This window comes from Pandoraea sp. (genome assembly GCF_004297875.1).
In the GTDB taxonomy this organism is placed as follows: Bacteria; Pseudomonadota; Gammaproteobacteria; order Burkholderiales; family Burkholderiaceae; genus Pandoraea.
The window spans coordinates 106,771-123,597 of the sequence record NZ_SCSK01000010.1 but is presented as its reverse complement, the minus strand read 5'-3'; the positions used below and the strand labels follow the sequence as shown (position 1 = coordinate 123,597).

The window sequence follows — 16,827 nt, the reverse complement described above, 5'->3', positions numbered from 1 at the left end:
TTCCTGCATCTCATCCATTCCGCGCATCGAATTCACTGCCAAAGATCATGAACATGATATCCATAACGTTCGACCCCAGGATCCCGTTTACGCGGGATCGAATTTCAACAGCCTGCTAGGTGATCTCGCTCGTTTGGAAAATATTAGTGGATAGCCCCACTGCCATACGGCAGCGGGGCCGCCGAAGAGCGCAGCATATAACTTTCACCGCATTGCGGTGAGCGCCGCGCTGACGTCGATCTCGCCAACTGCACGACTCCTTCGCAGGCATCACATCGTGGATTCTCCCCATCGCTGAGATGAAGAACGCTGAACCGTAGCAATACCGATTTCTCATACGCTTCGCCTCGACGAATCCCAAACGCGGACTTGCGGCAACCGCACGACGCGGATGTCCGCTCATCTCGCAAACTCCCTGACACCTCAGGTTTTTCCCGCCGCAACCCGACTTGCATTCGCAAAACTCAATGAGATCCTGAATTTGCCCTGTGGCTTCGATGCCCAGGCAGGTGTGGATCGATCTGTACGTTGTCTCACAGTACGACGCCAAGTCGCCGCTCTCCTGCCTGTCTCTGTCTGAAGCCGCTGGGTTCCGCAATCTCGGGGCATGACCGCCGTCACAGGCGAGCTTGCCTCTGACTTCAGGAGCGCTTTGCGATGAACCCACAACCCCAATGGTGGCAGGCCCTGCTCGACGAGCTCTGGCAGATCCTGCTCGAATTTTTCCGACCCCTGATCACCGCGCTCCAGTGGCTGCGACGCCGCAAGTAGGCCTTGGCCTGATCCCTTGCCCGATTTCTCTCTTCACTGGAGCCCCCATGCGCATCAAGCATTTTATTTTCCGCCCCAACGGCCGCCGTGTCGTTCAACTGACTCAGGACCACACCACCCTCGCGCTCGATGCGGCGATTCCCGTCGCGGCACTCGCCGCCTGGCACCGTCGACTGCGTGCCGATCTGGCCCGGCCTCTGGCTCGCCAACGCCGCCTGCGGCGGCAGGACCAGCGCCGTCGCTTCGAGCCGGTGCGCACCCACCGGCGACGGGTAAGGACGCGCCGACTCGTTGGCGTGCCGCTGCGGCTCGCGCGCCATGTCGTGCGCTAAAGCAGCGCCGATTGGGACTGTTACTGCCACGCCCGAGGCCAACTTGCGTTGGCGCTTTTGGGTTGGACACTGAACCTCAGGAGGCGCCCCCGCCGTCAAGGCTCCGCCTCCGTCGACAACTACAAAGCCGAGGTCATCATGAAACCACGTTACGCTCGCCCCCTGCAGGGCATCCGTCTTCTCGCCATACTGGCCAGCCTGGCGGGCCTCTTCACTCAACTGCCCGGTGTGGCTCACGCCGGCGCGCTCCAGCAAGCTACGCTGCTAGGCTCAACCGTTGCCGCAGCCGCCCTCATCTGGCTGCCGAACCCGCGAGTGCGCGGCTGGACCTGGACGGCCTTCCTGGTGCTGTGGCTGGGCTTATTGCCCCTGGTCTGGGAGCGATCCTTCTTCAGCGTCCCGGCCGCACTCCTCCTGGCCGATGCCAGCCGGCGACTATGGCGCCTGCACCGCAGCGCGGCCGTACCCCGTATCGAGATCGTCGGCACCCAGGTCTGGATTCCGGTGGTCATGAAGATTCGCCCGTCGGTGCCGATGGCTGGCGCTGCCGATGCTTCTGCTCTCTACGCACCGGCCAATCCTGCCGAGCATTCGGCCCCCGCGGAGCGTCCTGAGCCCGTCACCCCCAAGACACCCGTGACGCCGGCGGCGCCCACCGGCCCAGTGCCGCGCCCAGCACCTGCGGCACCTCCTGCGGCCCCACCCGCGAAACCGGTCGCGCCGCCAGCTGCCCAGCCAGTCGCGCAACCCGCCTCCCCCGTCTATGACTTCAGTGACAACGTGAGCCAGGCCCGCTATACGTTTGCAGATGTCGTCGGCATGCGCTCGACCAAGAAGCGCCTATGGGGCGCGGCCCAGGACATCATCGAGGCGCAGGGCAAGCCCCGTAACGGGATCCTGCTCTTCGGGGAGCCGGGCAACGGCAAGACGCTCTTTGCCGAAGCGCTGGCGGGTCAATTGGGCATTCCCTTCCTGTCGATCGCTTATGGCGACGCTGCCTCGAAGTGGATCAACGAAACGCCCCAGAAGGTCAAGGCCGTGTTTGCTGCAGCGCGCAAAATCGGCACCTGCGTGCTCTTCATCGATGAGATCGACTCGTTCATCAAGAGCCGGGGCGATATGACCCACGCCATGGATCGGGATCTGACCAATGTGATGCTCACCGAGATCGTCGCGCTACGCGGCTCCCAGGTCATCCTGGTGGCGGCCACCAATTGGCTCGACGCGCTCGATGCGGCCGGCAAGCGGGACGGACGGTTCGACTTCAAGATCGAGATTCCGGCGCCGGACCTCAAAGCGCGTCTGGCGCTCCTGTACCGGGCGATCGTCGATGAGCTGGGGGTGGAGGCCATCGACCGGTCGGCCCTCCAGGCGCTGGCCGGCCGCTGGGAGGGGTTCAGCGCGGCGCGCCTGTCCGCCCTGGGGGGCCAGTTGCGCGAGATGCGACGCGATGGCCTGTTCGCGGGGCCCGTCACGTTCGACGTCGGTATGCGGGCGATGCGTTTGCTGCAGGGCCGACGGGGTCAGTTGCCGGAGAACGTCAAGGCGATCGAGGAGATCATCCTGCCTGACGCTTCACGGGATCTGCTATGTGATCTGGCCTTCAAGATGGAGCAACTCGAGGATCTGGAGCAGCTCGGCGCGAGCTTGCCGCGGGGGCTGATCTTTACCGGCCCGCCGGGAACGGGCAAGACGCAAGCCGCGATGGCGTTGGCCAAGGCAAGCGGCTGGGCATTTCTGAAGCTCACCGGGGCGCAGATCATTGCCGACCCCAGTGCCTGGGACAAGCTGTACCGGGAGGCGTGCGACATTCGGCCGGCGATTGTCTTCATCGATGAGGCCGATGGCATCCTGCAGGATCGGCGGGTGACGAATTACGGGATGTTGACCGAGAAGATCCTGACCACGATGGACGGTGCGGGCGGACGTATGCGGGATGTGATGTTCATCGCTGCCACCAATTACCACGAGCGCATCGACTCGGCGGCGCTGCGCGGCGGGCGGTTCGAGGAGAAAGTGGTCTTCGACGTGCCGGGGCCCGAGGCGATGGCAGACTATGTCTACACCGCGCTCGACAAGAAGCTGGGGGATCGCTGGCAGGTCTCGTCCGAGGCGGTGAGCCTGCTCACCGAACGGGTGACCGGACGCTCGATTGCGGATGCCGATGCGGTGATCGAAAAGACGCTGGCCGCCGCTGCGCTGCGGCGGATGCGGGATCGGACGACCGATATTCGGATCGCAGACGTCGAGGCTGGGGTGCGGGCTGTTGTGGTCGAGTAGCTGCGTGGGCGGGCGTGGCTTGGCTTTTGTGAAAACGAATGGGCCGTCCTCTCGGACACCCCCCACATTCAAAGATTTTGACCGCCCATCTGACTCACTAGCGGCACATCAGCCGTCGAAACATCCGTTCACAAACTTCTAAGTAAGCGTGCTGGCCTACTTCAGCCGCCTGTGTCGCGAGTCAGTGTAGACCGCTTCGAATCTCATCTTCCGGGTTTCCTGTAAGCAAAGTGCCCGGCTCACGAGTAGCTCCATACGACACCCAAAAACCTGACACATTACGTGCTACAGACCCGGAGCACTTCATGTGCTCGCGACATTGAACAAAACTAGTCCTTGCCACATTTGAATTGGTCTGGTATGATGAAGTACGCCTGGTGACAGGCATGATGAAAATAGCTTATGCTATTAAATTAATTGAGCAGACACGCTGTTCAATCGAATTCTTTGGTGAAATTCTTTTACCAAGGCATTCGGTAGTCTCTTCTTTTTGCGGCCTTACGAGGCAAAATGGGGAGAAATAATGAAAAGCAATCACGCTGTATACGTCAATACCAGAGAGAGCAATCTAGTCGAGAACCAGCGGTTGTATTAGCGTTTTTGGCCATCGCGGTTGCAATCTAAGACGGTCGGCTTGCCAGCATCAGCAAATTCAAAATCTTCACTGAGAACGACACACTCACCTCTACTGATGACTGCTATGGCACGTCGGACTTTAGAGGCTGAGCACAATCAAAGACAGCGAATGGATCGAGCAGTCAGTCGCTCCAACCCATTTTGGAATGGGGCAGCGACTAGTTAGTGCTGCCTTACCGATTATGGTGGAAGAGTTGACGCTCGAAATCGCGGCAGCGGCGCTGCTACGACAAGAAAATGTTGCCCAACTATCAAAATCGTGACAAATCCAAAGCGATTCTCGGCTTGAGTGCGGCGTTATTCGCCCTTGCAAATCATAAAAACAAAATGGGAATGGGATGCTCGCGCATACCCCCCGTTTCTCTGACTTTCAATATTTTCATCAATCAAGAAACACCTGGTGCATTGCGTGGCTTTTTGAGTATTTAACGCCGCGCTTCACTCAGGGGTGGGCAGTCTATCTGCATTTTTTGACGTCGCCCTTTTCAAGCAACCAGATCGATTTTTCCGACAGCAGTCGCTTGGTCAATCGATCGATCCAATCATGCCTCTCCAGGCATTCAAAAGTCCCGCCGAGCGCGCGCTCGTCATTTGCACAGGACTCTTCTGTGCAGATATCACCTTGCGGGAAAACCAATCAAATCGAGTGCAGTTCGAAGCGTTTGCTCCGCGTTTTTTGGATGCAAAACTAAACACGCTTCCATTCTGCCACTCGTAGAAAGCGACCTTTGATGCATCTGGCTCGACCCCCGGCCGGATTGTTAATCAAAGGCGCAATACCAATAGAAATACAGCCAATTGGTGGCTGGAAGGGGGTCTGTTCGAGCTAAGCGCAAGGCCGAACAGAATCTTTTTGCGCTTTCCGGAGGAGCTAGATCATGGCAACGTTTTCGAGTGCGCGTCACGGTGTCCGGCTGAGTAACGAGCGACGTGGTGGGGCTAGCGGGACCAAAAAAAACAGAAGGTCCAATCTCAATGGATTCTTGTCGTTTTGTCGAAATGTGGGAGAGTTGCGACCACGTTTCAGCGAAATCAACCCAGTTGCCGTGCAATTTTATGCATCCTATCTCATGGCTGAGGGTATGCGGACAGCAACTCTACCCAACGTATTCTCATCAATCCGAGTTATCTTTCGCGAAGCCGGGAGAAACATCGATGAAATTTGCTCAAACTCACGGCTTGGCATACCGCGCCGGTCCCGCTCGGGCACTAAACGCGCGCTTACCACCGAAGAAGTTGAAGCGCTTATAGTACGCTGCGAGCAGCGGGGCGAAGTTGGCCTGTCGCTACTGATCAAGCTAAGCAGACACCTCGGTCTCCGAAGGAAAGAGGCATTGATGTGCGCGCGAGATCTACCCATGTGGCGCGCAGCCATCGTCCACGGCGACAATAGTCTACCCACACTACGGGGCACGAAAAACGGTCGCCGTCGTGCAATAGAAATCATGGAGGGCGAGCGAGACCAGACTCTCTCCGCAATTGATGAGGCGCTCGAATATGCGCGGGAAAAAGATTTCAAGTTTATCTCTGGCGGACAAGACAACCTGAAATCGGCAATCGGCCGAATGGCTTACTTGCTCTCATCCATTGGGATGAGAGGCGAAGTGTCGTTCCATGCGTTGCGATATAGCTACGCACAAACGAAGGCGATGGAGATGCTTAATGCCGGGGTATCACCTGATGAGACCTTGGTACGCGTGAGCGAGAGTCTTGGTCACGGACCAAGCCGAATACCTATGATCTTGGCCGTCTACTGCCAACCGCTCAAGCCATATTTCAAGGGAAAGTTGAAGCCAAAAAAAGGCGAAGCTCACAACAGACAGCCGACAAAGAAAATTCCCCGCGCCAGCCTGCGCATTCAGGTCAAAGCCCAACACGCTCAGGCAAGCGGGTTTCCAGTGGGCCGTATCCAACCAGTTCACCTATAGGTGACGGATATAGGAGACATCGACCCGGTGCTCTCCTTTTCACGACGAACATACTTAAAGTAAGGCAGCCAATAGACATAACGGATATTGCGAGTCATTTTTTCAAAAATAACCTTCGAAGTACTTACTTACCGATACGAGGAAAACATGGAAGACATCAAAGTTTCTCAAGAGATCAATAGCATCGTTTCGCAGATTGAATGTGGTAGGAAACTGACGGAAATCATGCACTCGTCATGGCTCACCTTTACGGCATTTTTGCGGGATGCCGGATTCGAGCCCGACAGCGTAAAAAACATCGATAAGACCACGTTCGGACCGTTTGCAAATCACTGCATCGCCAGCATGGAAGGAAAAAACGCGATTATGACGCTAGCGGCCATCCGATTTATCCTAATTCAATCCGGATTTCCGCCCAAGAATCTTGCCGAGTTGACGGTACCGGCCAAGAGCGTGCACGAAACGCACCGGCGCCGCCGCCGCACCCAAAATTCAGCACCAACTAATATTTCGCGGCCGGGCGTCGATGAACGGTTGATGTATCATGGCAAAAAATATTAATTATCATGCATTTAAATTATCGGGGGAGCGCTGAGCCACCAGAGTGATTGGGCTCCGTGCTCTGCATGCTGGTTGGAGCCATTGGAATGGCAAACAATAGTCATGGAAAGCACCATCAGTCGAACCGAACCCAGGAATCGGGTTGCGGGGTTCGTAGTCGTCGTCTTTATATTTGCGTTGACCGCATCGAGCTATATCGTCAAGGATTCACAAGCATCCGCTGATCCGCTGCTGCTGGTATTTTTACTTTCAATCGCCGGCATTCTGAACTTGCTGGCCGCGATATTATTCGGCACACAGTATTTTTATAACGGCAAGCGTTACTTGGCATTGCTTGGCAATGCGTTTTTGTCTCGCTGCCTATTCGAACTCACCCAAGCAATTCTCGGCTCCGGCATGCCAATTGCCAGTGTCTCTGCGCCAATGTGGCAGTCGCAAGGCGCGTGGTTCTGGCTGGCAGGCGAGATTGGCTTTGCGCTGTTCGTCGCTCTTGGTACTCGCTCCTATCTTCGAACCCGCCGTGAGACATCCCATCCGGCCGGCTATCCGGCCACTGCGCAATACGGGCTTGTGGCGGTCGCATCCTGGGCCGCCTTGACGTTGCTGATCACGCGCGAACACGCCGCGTTGGCAACAGCGATGACGACGCGTCTTGGATCACAATGGCCGTTGCTGATCGGCACCGCGCTCGCGATGAGCGATGCGGCGCTGCTGGTTTACGTTTGCCGCAAAACGCGTCTTGACCACAAGGTTTTTCTGCTCGTCTCGGTGATTCTCATCATCATCATCTGCGAGATCACGCTCGTGCTTTCGGCACGGTCGCCATATTCCATCCAGTGGTGTTTCGCCTGTTTGATGATGATCGCGGCTCCAGCCACCGCAGCCATTTCGGTGATTTTGGAAATCACCCGGCAGTATCAGTCGCTCGCCCTGACCAACACCGATTTGGCGGAGCAGGTGTTCGTCGATCCGTTGACGAAAATTCACAATCGTCGCTATTTCGATGTATGGGCACAACAAATTGCCGGCAAGGTTGCAGGCCTCAAAACGCCACTTTCGTTACTGCTTATCGACATCGATTTTTTCAAGCAGGTCAATGATCGGCATGGCCACCCCTTCGGCGATGCCGTGCTCCAACGCGTTGCCGCTACGATTTTGCAGTGCATCCCGCAGCCAAGCCATTTCGCGGTTCGCCTGGGTGGCGAGGAGTTTGCCGTGGTGCTCCCGAACACCGATGAGACGACCGCCTTGATGGTGAGTAACCGCCTACGAGAATCGGTTCGCCAGACCGCCACGGAAATGCTTCCCGCCCACACCGTTGCAACTGGCGATGCGATTACCATCAGCGTCGGGATAGCCACTTGGCTGCCCGGCACCGCGCTGAATGTTGACCGGATGCTGTCCAACGCAGACCGAGCGCTGTACGAAGCCAAGCACAAGGGACGCAACCAGAGCGTGCTCAGCCGTTACCAGGAGGCAGCTTCGACCGTCTAGCCCCAGCCGCGTGCCCTGTCAGACACTGCCCTTGAGCTCCACCGTGTTGCCTTCCGGATCGCGGATATAAAGGGACGGTCCCGCGCCTTCGGCGCCGTAGCGCGTAGCCAGATCGCCCACCTCCACCCCGGCCGATTCCAAATGACTGCGAATCTGCGTCGCCTCGAATGACGCAACGCGCAGGCAGAAGTGGTCCATGTTACGACCGTCGGCTTGGGGGGCTCGGCCGCCTTGCCTGCCGATCTTGCCGGCCACGTCGACCAGATCGATCAATGCATCGCCAGCGCGCAACTGAACCAGATCGAGTTCAGGCTGCTCGCGTTCGAGCACACAACCCAATACGTCGCAATAGAAAGCCCGCATGCGGGCCATGTCGTACACTCTCAGGACGACATGGTCGATGCCCAGAATCTGCAGTCTCATGATCGCTATCTCAAGGCGTCAGGCTGTAGCGGCGACGCGGCCGCTCCACCCTGGTCTCGAACGCCATTTCGCTGCGTCCATCGTCGAACACCGTTTCGAGCCGCACCGTAAAACCCCACAAACGCGCGACATGCTTCATCACGTCTTCGCAGCTTTGATCGAGCGGTCGCCGATCATGTTGAACGTGCCGCAGCGTCAACGACCGGTCACCATGCAGGTCGACCGAGGCCACCTGCACGTTCGGTTCCAGGTTGCTCAGATTGTATTGCTCGGCCAGCATCTCGCGAATGGCGCGATAGCCCGAGTCGTCGTGAATGGCCGTCACGCGCAGCCGGCTGTCGCGATCATCGTCGAGCATCGAAAAAAGCTTCAGATCGCGAATCACCTGCGGCGACAGGAACTGCAGTATGAAACTTTCGTCCTTGAAGTTACGCATGGCGAAGTCGAGCGTCTTATGCCAGTCGCTGCCTGCCACGTCGGGCGCCCAGCGGCGGTCCTCGTCGGTCGGATGCTCGCACATGCGGCGCAGGTCGCGGAAGATGGCGAAGCCGAGCGTGTAAGGGTTAAGCCCGCTGTAGTATGGGCTGTCATACGGCGGCTGATAGATGACGTTGGTGTGCGCATGCAGAAACTCCATCATGGAGCTATCGGTAATCAGCTTTTCCTCGTATAGCTGGTTCATGATGGTGTAATGCCAAAACGAGGCCCAACCCTCGTTCATCACCTTGGTCTGGCGCTGCGGATAGAAATACTGCCCGAGCTTGCGCACGATGCGCACGATCTCGCGCTGCCAGGGAGCCAGCCGAGGTGCGTTCTTCTCGATGAAGTACAGCAGGTTTTCCTGAGGCTCGGGAGGAAATGTCGGTTCCTCGCCTTCTGCGCCTTCGCCGTCGAGTTCATCGTCGTCGTGAATGGCCGTGGGCAAGGTGCGCCACAAATCGTTGATCTGCGTCTGCAGATAATTCTCGCGCTCTTTCTGGCGCGCCTGCTCCTGCGCCAGCGAGAGCCGCTTCGGACGCTTGTAGCGATCGACCCCGTAATTCATCAGGGCATGGCAGGAATCGAGCAGCAACTCGACTTCCTGTTCGCCGTGCCGCTGCTCGCATTCGGCGATGTAATTGCGAGCGAACAGCAGATAGTCGATGATTGCGTCGGCACTGGTCCAGGCGCGGAACAGATAGTTGCCCTTGAAAAAGGAATTATGCCCGTAGCACGCATGCGCAATCGTCAGCGCCTGCATGGTCATGGAGTTCTCCTCCATCAGATAGGCGATGCACGGATTCGAGTTGATGACGATCTCGTAGGCGAGCCCCATTTGGCCGCGCTTGTAGCCCCGTTCCGACGCCAGGAAATGCTTGCCGAACGACCAATGGTGGTAACCGACCGGCAAACCTACCGTGGCGTAGGCGTCGAGCATTTGCTCGGCCGTGATGATCTCGATTTGATTGGGGTAGGTATCCAGCCCGAAATTGGCGGCAATGCGCGCAATTTCGCTTTCATAGCGCTGAATCAGTTCAAAGGTCCATTCCGAACCGGTCGATAGATAGGCCATGATGATGCATCCGTGCGTGAGTCGTCGGCTGCCAGCAAGCGACACAGTTGACTAGGTCGCCTTTTTCCTGAACAGGTCGTGCAATACGGGATAGATTTCGGCAGCTTCCATGATGCGCTGCATTGCGAAATTCGGGTAGGCCTCCTTGACCGCCAGGTATTCGTTCCAAAGGTTCTGCGGCTCGACGCTCGCCACCTCGACGTAGGCGAAATATTGCACCAGCGGCATGATCGAATCGTGCAACAGCTCCCGACAGATCGGCGAGTCGCCGTCCCAGTTGTCGCCGTCCGAGACCTGTGCGCCATAGATATTCCATTCGCTGACGGGATATCGGTCATGGATGACTTCGAGCATCAGCTTCAACGCGCTGGAGACCACCGTGCCACCCGATTCGCGCGCATAGAAGAAATCGTCTTCGTCGACTTCCTTGGCGGTCGTGTGATGCCGAATCAACACCAGGTCGATGCGCTCGTAGTGATGCCGCAGAAACAGGTACAGCAACATGAAGAATCGCTTGGCCAGATCCTTGCGGCTCTGATCCATCGAGCCCGACACGTCCATCAGGCAAAACATCACGGCCTGAGCCTGCGGGCGCGGCTGAAGAATGCGGTTGGCATAGCGCAGGTCGAGCTTCTCGATATAAGGAATGCCCTCCAGGCGCATGCGCAGGCGCGTCATTTCGCGCAACAGGGACTGTGCTTTTTCCGACTCGCCGCCGGCTTCGGCCACGGCGGCAAGATATGCCTCCTCCACTTCGCGCAGGCGCTTGCGATACGGTGCCGACAGGGCAATGCGCCGCCCGATCGAGCTGCGCATGGTGCGGATGACGCTCAGATTGGACGGCGTGCCGTCGATCGAGTAACCGGCACGCACCTTGCGGAATTCCGGAATCTGCGCGAGCCGGCGCTTGACCAGGTCAGGCAGCGCCATGTCCTCGAAGAAAAACTTGAGGAATTCCTCGCGCGAGAGCGTGAAGACGAAGTCGTCCTCACCCTCGCCGGAGTCGCTCGCCCGGCTGCCGTTGCCGCCACCCTGCGGTGGCGGCCGCTCGAAATTGTCGCCGACAACGAATTCCCGGTTGCCTGGGTGCACCATCTCGCGCCGCCCGCCCTGGCCGTGATGGAACATTGGCTCCGAGATGTCCTTCACCGGAATGGAGACCTGCCCGCTGCTGTCGACATCGGTGATCTTGCGCCCGGCCACAGCCTTCGCTACCGCGCGCTTGATTTGCTCGCGGTAGCGTCGGATGAAGCGTTGCTGATTGATGGCACTCTTGTTCTTGCCGTTTTCCCGCCGATCCAGTATTGCGGACATAGTTTCCTCGGCATGGCGCAGTCGTCAGGAGGATTTTCGTACGCGCAGGTACCATTCGACCAACAGGCGAACCTGCTTGGGCGTGTACCCTTTCTCAACCATGCGATTGACAAAGTTGGCGTGCTTTTCCTGATCTTCCTTGGACGACTTCGCATTGAAGGAAATCACCGGCAGCAAATCCTCGGTGGTCGAGAACATGCGCTTTTCGATCACCGCGCGCAGTTTCTCGTAGCTGGTCCACAAGGGATTCTTGCCGGCATTGTTCGCTCGTGCCCGCAGTACGAAGTTGACGATTTCGTTGCGGAAATCCTTTGGGTTGGTGATGCCCGCCGGCTTCTCCACTTTCTCGAGCTCGTCGTTGAGCGCCGTGCGATCGAGAATCTCACCGGTATTCGGATCGCGGTATTCCTGGTCCTGAATCCACAGGTCGGCGAAATTCACGTATCGGTCGAAGATATTCTGGCCATATTCGGAATACGACTCCAGATAGGCGGTCTGAATCTCCTTGCCGATGAATTCGACGAATGGCGCGGTCAGGTACTCCTTGATGTATGCCAGGTAGCGCTTCTCGATCTCGGGCGCATATTGCTCCCGCTCGATCTGCTGCTCGAGCACATAGAGCAGATGCACCGGATTGGCAGCGACCTCGGTGTTGTCGAAATTGAAGACCTTGGACAGGACCTTGAAGGCAAACCGTGTCGACAGTCCGGTCATGCCCTCGTCGACGCCCGCGTAATCGCGATACTCCTGATACGATTTCGCCTTTGGATCGATGTCCTTGAGGTTTTCGCCGTCATACACGCGCATCTTCGAGAACAGGTTCGAATTCTCCGGCTCCTTCAGGCGCGTTAGCACAGCGAACTGAGCCATCATCTTCAGCACATTGGGCGCACGCGGTGCGTTGGCCAGCGAACTGTTCTTAACCAGCTTCTCGTAGATCTTGACTTCATCCGTCACGCGCAGGCAGTACGGCACCTTGACGATGTAGATCCGATCGAGAAACGCCTCGTTGTTGCGGTTGCTCTTGAACGCCTGCCACTCCGCTTCGTTGGAGTGCGCCAGCACGATCCCGTCGAACGGAATCGCACCAAAGCCCTCCGTGCCCTTGTAGTTGCCTTCCTGGGTCGCCGTAAGCAGCGGGTGCAACACCTTGATCGGCGCCTTGAACATTTCGACGAATTCGAGCAAACCGCGATTGGCCAGACACAGGCCGCCGGAATACGAGTAGGCGTCCGGGTCATCCTGCGGGAAGTCCTCGAGCTTGCGAATATCGACCTTGCCGACCAGCGCGGAGATATCCTGGTTGTTCTCGTCGCCGGGTTCGGTCTTGGCGATCGACAGTTGGGCCAGCACCGACGGACGCAGCTTCACGACCCGGAACTGCGTGATGTCGCCATTGAACTCGTGCAACCGCTTGACCGCCCATGGCGACGCGATCGTGTTCAGGTACCGCGACGGAATCCCATAGTCTTCCTCGAGGATCTTGGCATCCTCGGCGGCGGAGAAAAGACCCAGGGGCGACTCATGCACCGGCGAGCCCTTCAGCGCGTAGATGGGGATTTCCTCCATCAGCGCCTTGAGCTTTTCCGCCAGCGAGGACTTGCCACCTCCCGGCGGCCCGAGCAAGTACAGGATCTGCTTGCGCTCCTCGAGCCCCTGCGCGGCGTGCTTGAAGAACGATACGATCTGCTCGATCGTATCCTCCATGCCGTAGAAGTCCCGGAAAGCCGGGTAGATCTTGATGATCTTGTTCGAGAAAATGCGCGACAGGCGGGGATCGTGATGTGTATCCACCAGCTCGGGCTCACCGATCGCCTTGAGCATGCGCTCGGCCGAAGTCGCGTAAGCCGTAGGGTCTTTCTTGCAGATCTCGAGGTATTCCTGGATGGTGAATTCCTCCTCTCTGCGAGCTTCGAAACGCGTCGTGTAATGGCTGAAAATATCCATATACGTCACCCCGCCTCTTTAGTAACCCGCCGCATGCGGCGCGTGTCATGCTAATAGACCCGGAATGCAATACATTGGTTTCGCAAAAGATCGCTAGCCGCAAACGCTTTGCTCGACCTGCACTCCATCACATGAACGACTGAAAACCGCTTTAGGTTGACTTTAAACTTGTGCCGCAAAAAATCAACACTTAACTTCATCATATGCGCAAAAAAAAATCTTGTCTCGCGCATTTTCATCAAATTACAAATGCATGCATGCCCGAGCGCGACACACGTCGAATCCGCTCCGGCGCAAGCGGCTGGGCGCCGGCCGCACGAGTCATTTGGTTAGTTCGCCGGCTTGACATTACAGTGCTACGAAGCACTTAGGAATGCAATATGTTTGTCGGAATTCGACTGCGCCGGATTTTAATCGAAGCACTCGGCGCGATGATCATCGAGTCGAATGAAATCATCATGGCATGGGTAGCGGCCGAGAAAAAACGAGGCCTGATCGCGGGCTGACCGAGTACATCGGATCAGACCGGTGGGACGTCGATTGCTTCGCGAAAAACACCACCTTCAGGACATCGGCAACCTCCTCGTCGGATGGCATGGACCGGCCGGCCCAGCGGCTCCCTATTGCAAACTATGTTACGCCCGCCAGAAAAAATGTGTTGCCGGCGCAACGCTCCAAAACCCTGATATGGACGCGCATGCGCGGACACGGCGGGCGCGGGGCCCGGATGACGGAAATCCGCGCGCAAATGCAACTTTGTTGCATATTAAACATCCCGGTGTGACAGCCCTGCCGCTCTCAAAACCCGCGTGCCGCCCGGAGTAAGGGTAACGCTGGACCCCATCGGATCTGCCAGCCGATCAGCCGCAATCACATACAACGCGTTGCGCTCGGCGCCTATGCCGCTAGGAGTGGCGCCCGGCCACCCAGGGACGAGGTAACGGACGCGTTGATTTGACACATTGATGGCAGCGACAATTTCCGGAGACGACAGCAAGCAGTGTTACTCTGTCATGCTTTGACCAATCGAAGCCCGCTCCGCGGCTGCATGGTCACGCCCCCCGCCCTCCCGTTGCCGACAATGGGCGCCGGCAGGTGCCCCGACGACCCGGGGCCTGGCCGGGCGCCGGCAGGCACACGGGACGGCAGTGCATCAGGATTGACAAGGAGAGCAAGATGCAGCGTTTTCTGAAGCCCTGGCTGGTGGCCTGTCTGGCCATGCTGACCAGCCTCGCCCACGCCCAGGACAGCAAACTCCCGGTGGTGGCGAGCTTCAGCATTCTCGGCGACATCGTGCATAACGTCGGCGGCGATCGCGTCGAGGTGAGCACGCTGGTCGGCCCGGACCGCGACAGCCGCACCTACCAGCCCACGCCTGCCGACGCCGACAAGCTGGACCACGCGCGCCTGCTGCTCGTCAACGGGCTCGGGCTGGAAAACTGGTTGCCGCACCTGCGGGCAATCAGTCACTATCAAGGCCCCATCGCAGTCGTCACCGAAGGCATCAGACCCCGCATGATCCGGGAGCACGGCAAACTGGTGCCCGATCCCAACGTATTCCAGGACCCCGTGCTGGTCAAAACCGTGGTATCGCGCATTCGCGACGCGCTGATCGCCGCCGACCCGGCCGGGCGGGCGTATTACAGCGAGCGGGCGCTCAATTACACATTGGCGCTCGACGATCTGGTCACCTGGGCCCATAAGCAGTTGGCGCCGATCCCGCCGACGCGCCGGGTCATTTTCACCGCCCATGACGACTTCGGATATCTTGGCGAGCGCTTCGACATCCGGTTCATCACGCCGCCCAGCCCGACACGCACCCGCGAACTCAGCGCCTGGGAAATCGGCCGTCTGGCACGTAAGCTTCGCTACCTCGGCACTCAGGCAATCTTTGCGGAAAACACCACCAACCCGCAGGTCGTCGAGCGGGTCGCCCGCGACGCACACCTGAAAGTCAGCGGCAAGCTATACGCGGATGCGCTCTCGCAGACCCAGGAAGCCGTCACCTATCTGCAGTTGTTCCAGCACAATATCCGCGTCGCAGTCAGCGCGATGAAAAGCAACCGCTAGTCCGACCGGCTATAATATCGGGCTTGACGCGCCCCCGATCTCGCTGCCGGCATTTTGCCAGCGCGTGTCGGCGGCTCGCGGCCCGTGTAGTCTGCGGCCATCCCCTGAGTTTTCTCCCAAACGCCCCCAGGTCAACCACTGCGATCGGCGCTCGAAATGGCAAAAAAGAAGCTTTACATCAAGACATTCGGCTGTCAGATGAATGAGTACGATTCCGACAAGATGGTCGACGTACTCGATGCGGCCGAGGGCATCGAAAAAACCGACAATCCCGAGGATGCGGACGTCATTCTTTTCAATACCTGCTCGGTGCGCGAAAAAGCCCAGGAAAAGGTGTTTTCCGATCTCGGCCGGGTACGCGCGCTCAAGGAAGCAAAGCCGGATCTGCTGATCGGCGTCGGCGGCTGCGTTGCCAGCCAGGAGGGTGCCGCCATTGTGCAGCGCGCCCCCTATGTCGATATCGTATTCGGCCCGCAAACGCTGCATCGGCTGCCGGAGATGATGGCCAAACGCCGGGCGCTGGGTCTCGCGCAGGTCGACATTTCCTTCCCGGAAATCGAAAAATTCGACCATTTGCCGCCAGCCAAGGTGGAAGGCGCCACCGCTTTCGTGTCGATTATGGAAGGCTGCAGTAAATATTGCAGCTATTGCGTTGTGCCATATACCCGCGGCGAAGAGGTTTCGCGCCCGTTCGACGACGTCCTGACCGAAGTCGCCGGCCTCGCCGACCAGGGCGTGCGCGAAGTCACGCTGCTCGGCCAGAACGTCAATGCCTATCGCGGCGCGATGGGCCAGCGCGAGATTGCCGATTTCGCGCTGCTCATCGAATACGTGGCGGAGATTCCCGGCATCGAGCGGATTCGCTACACGACCAGCCACCCGAAGGAATTCTTGTCACGACTGATCGAGACCTACGCCAAGGTGCCCAAGCTGGTGAATCATTTGCACCTGCCGGTGCAGCATGGCGCCGATCGCATTCTCTCGGCCATGAAACGCGGCTATACCGTGCTCGAATACAAATCGATCATCCGCCGTCTGCGGCAACTCCGTCCCGCAATGTCGATGTCATCCGACTTTATCGTCGGGTTTCCGGGCGAGACCGAGGCCGATTTCGACAAACTGATGGCGCTGGTCGAAGAGATCGGCTACGACACCAGCTTCTCGTTCATCTACAGCCCGCGGCCGGGCACGCCGGCCGCCAATCTCGAGGACGACACGCCACGCGAGGTCAAACTGCGCCGCTTGCAGACGCTGCAGGCTACCATCGAGGAAAACGTGCAGCGCATCAGCCAGGCGATGGTCGGCAGCACCCAACGCATCCTGGTTGAAGGCGTCTCGCGCAAGGACGCACAGGAAATGCAGGGCCGTACCGAAAACAACCGGGTGGTCAACTTCCCCGCGCCAGCCGACGAGCGTGCGCGGCTGCCGGGCCAGATGATCGATGTCACCATCACCCAGGCGTTTCCGCACTCGTTGCGCGGTGAAATCGCCGCCAGGCCCTGACCCCCTCCCCATCACA

Annotated in this window: 13 protein-coding genes; 9 read left to right on the top strand and 4 right to left on the bottom strand. The window is 58.4% G+C overall.

What is annotated here, in order from left to right:
* Window positions 1-818 precede the first annotated feature (818 nt).
* The 6 genes from EPN80_RS05195 to EPN80_RS05170 all read left to right on the top strand — a co-directional run bounded on the left by EPN80_RS05195 (window position 819) and on the right by EPN80_RS05170 (window position 8,002).
* A complete protein-coding gene (locus EPN80_RS05195) occupies window positions 819-1,103 on the top strand; it encodes a hypothetical protein (protein WP_293024513.1) in 285 nt (94 codons plus the stop codon).
* A gap of 138 nt (window positions 1,104-1,241) precedes the next feature.
* Entirely contained in the window at window positions 1,242-3,383 is a 2,142-nt protein-coding gene (locus EPN80_RS05190; protein ID WP_293024511.1) for an AAA family ATPase, read from the top strand.
* An 873-nt stretch (window positions 3,384-4,256) separates the two neighbouring features.
* Entirely contained in the window at window positions 4,257-4,448 is a 192-nt protein-coding gene (locus EPN80_RS05185) for a hypothetical protein (protein WP_293024509.1), read from the top strand.
* A gap of 449 nt (window positions 4,449-4,897) precedes the next feature.
* Window positions 4,898-5,947 carry an integrase domain-containing protein gene (locus EPN80_RS05180; RefSeq protein WP_293024507.1) on the top strand — a complete coding sequence of 350 codons (1,050 nt, stop codon included), beginning with the start codon at window positions 4,898-4,900 and terminating at the stop codon, window positions 5,945-5,947.
* Window positions 5,948-6,094: 147 nt separating this feature from the next.
* The gene (locus EPN80_RS05175; protein ID WP_293024505.1) at window positions 6,095-6,508 is read left to right on the top strand and encodes a hypothetical protein; all 414 of its coding nucleotides are present in this window, start codon (window positions 6,095-6,097) and stop codon (window positions 6,506-6,508) included.
* 102 nt (window positions 6,509-6,610) lie between these two features.
* Window positions 6,611-8,002 carry a diguanylate cyclase gene (locus EPN80_RS05170; protein WP_293024503.1) on the top strand — a complete coding sequence of 464 codons (1,392 nt, stop codon included), beginning with the start codon at window positions 6,611-6,613 and terminating at the stop codon, window positions 8,000-8,002.
* An 18-nt stretch (window positions 8,003-8,020) separates the two neighbouring features.
* Here EPN80_RS05170 and EPN80_RS05165 read toward each other — a convergent pair whose 3' ends face one another.
* From EPN80_RS05165 to EPN80_RS05150, 4 genes are read right to left on the bottom strand one after another with little or no spacing between them, the layout of a single operon-like run.
* Window positions 8,021-8,425: a VOC family protein gene (locus tag EPN80_RS05165; RefSeq protein ID WP_293024501.1), complete on the bottom strand. Its 405-nt coding sequence runs from the start codon at window positions 8,423-8,425 to the stop codon at window positions 8,021-8,023.
* 10 nt (window positions 8,426-8,435) lie between these two features.
* Window positions 8,436-9,977 carry a SpoVR family protein gene (locus EPN80_RS05160; protein ID WP_293024499.1) on the bottom strand — a complete coding sequence of 514 codons (1,542 nt, stop codon included), beginning with the start codon at window positions 9,975-9,977 and terminating at the stop codon, window positions 8,436-8,438.
* A gap of 51 nt (window positions 9,978-10,028) precedes the next feature.
* Window positions 10,029-11,291 carry a YeaH/YhbH family protein gene (locus EPN80_RS05155; RefSeq protein WP_293024497.1) on the bottom strand — a complete coding sequence of 421 codons (1,263 nt, stop codon included), beginning with the start codon at window positions 11,289-11,291 and terminating at the stop codon, window positions 10,029-10,031.
* 24 nt (window positions 11,292-11,315) lie between these two features.
* Window positions 11,316-13,238, bottom strand: coding sequence for a PrkA family serine protein kinase (locus tag EPN80_RS05150; RefSeq protein WP_293024495.1), 1,923 nt, complete (start codon window positions 13,236-13,238; stop codon window positions 11,316-11,318).
* 380 nt (window positions 13,239-13,618) lie between these two features.
* Between EPN80_RS05150 and EPN80_RS05145 the strand changes: the two genes are divergently transcribed.
* From EPN80_RS05145 to miaB, 3 genes are all read left to right on the top strand, one after another.
* Complete coding sequence (locus EPN80_RS05145; RefSeq protein ID WP_293024493.1) at window positions 13,619-13,744, top strand: hypothetical protein; 126 nt, start codon at window positions 13,619-13,621, stop codon at window positions 13,742-13,744.
* Between the two features lie 670 nt (window positions 13,745-14,414).
* A complete protein-coding gene (locus EPN80_RS05140; protein WP_293024491.1) occupies window positions 14,415-15,308 on the top strand; it encodes a zinc ABC transporter substrate-binding protein in 894 nt (297 codons plus the stop codon).
* 156 nt (window positions 15,309-15,464) lie between these two features.
* Window positions 15,465-16,811, top strand: coding sequence for a tRNA (N6-isopentenyl adenosine(37)-C2)-methylthiotransferase MiaB (miaB, locus tag EPN80_RS05135; protein ID WP_293024489.1), 1,347 nt, complete (start codon window positions 15,465-15,467; stop codon window positions 16,809-16,811).
* The last annotated feature ends 16 nt before the right edge of the window (window positions 16,812-16,827 follow it).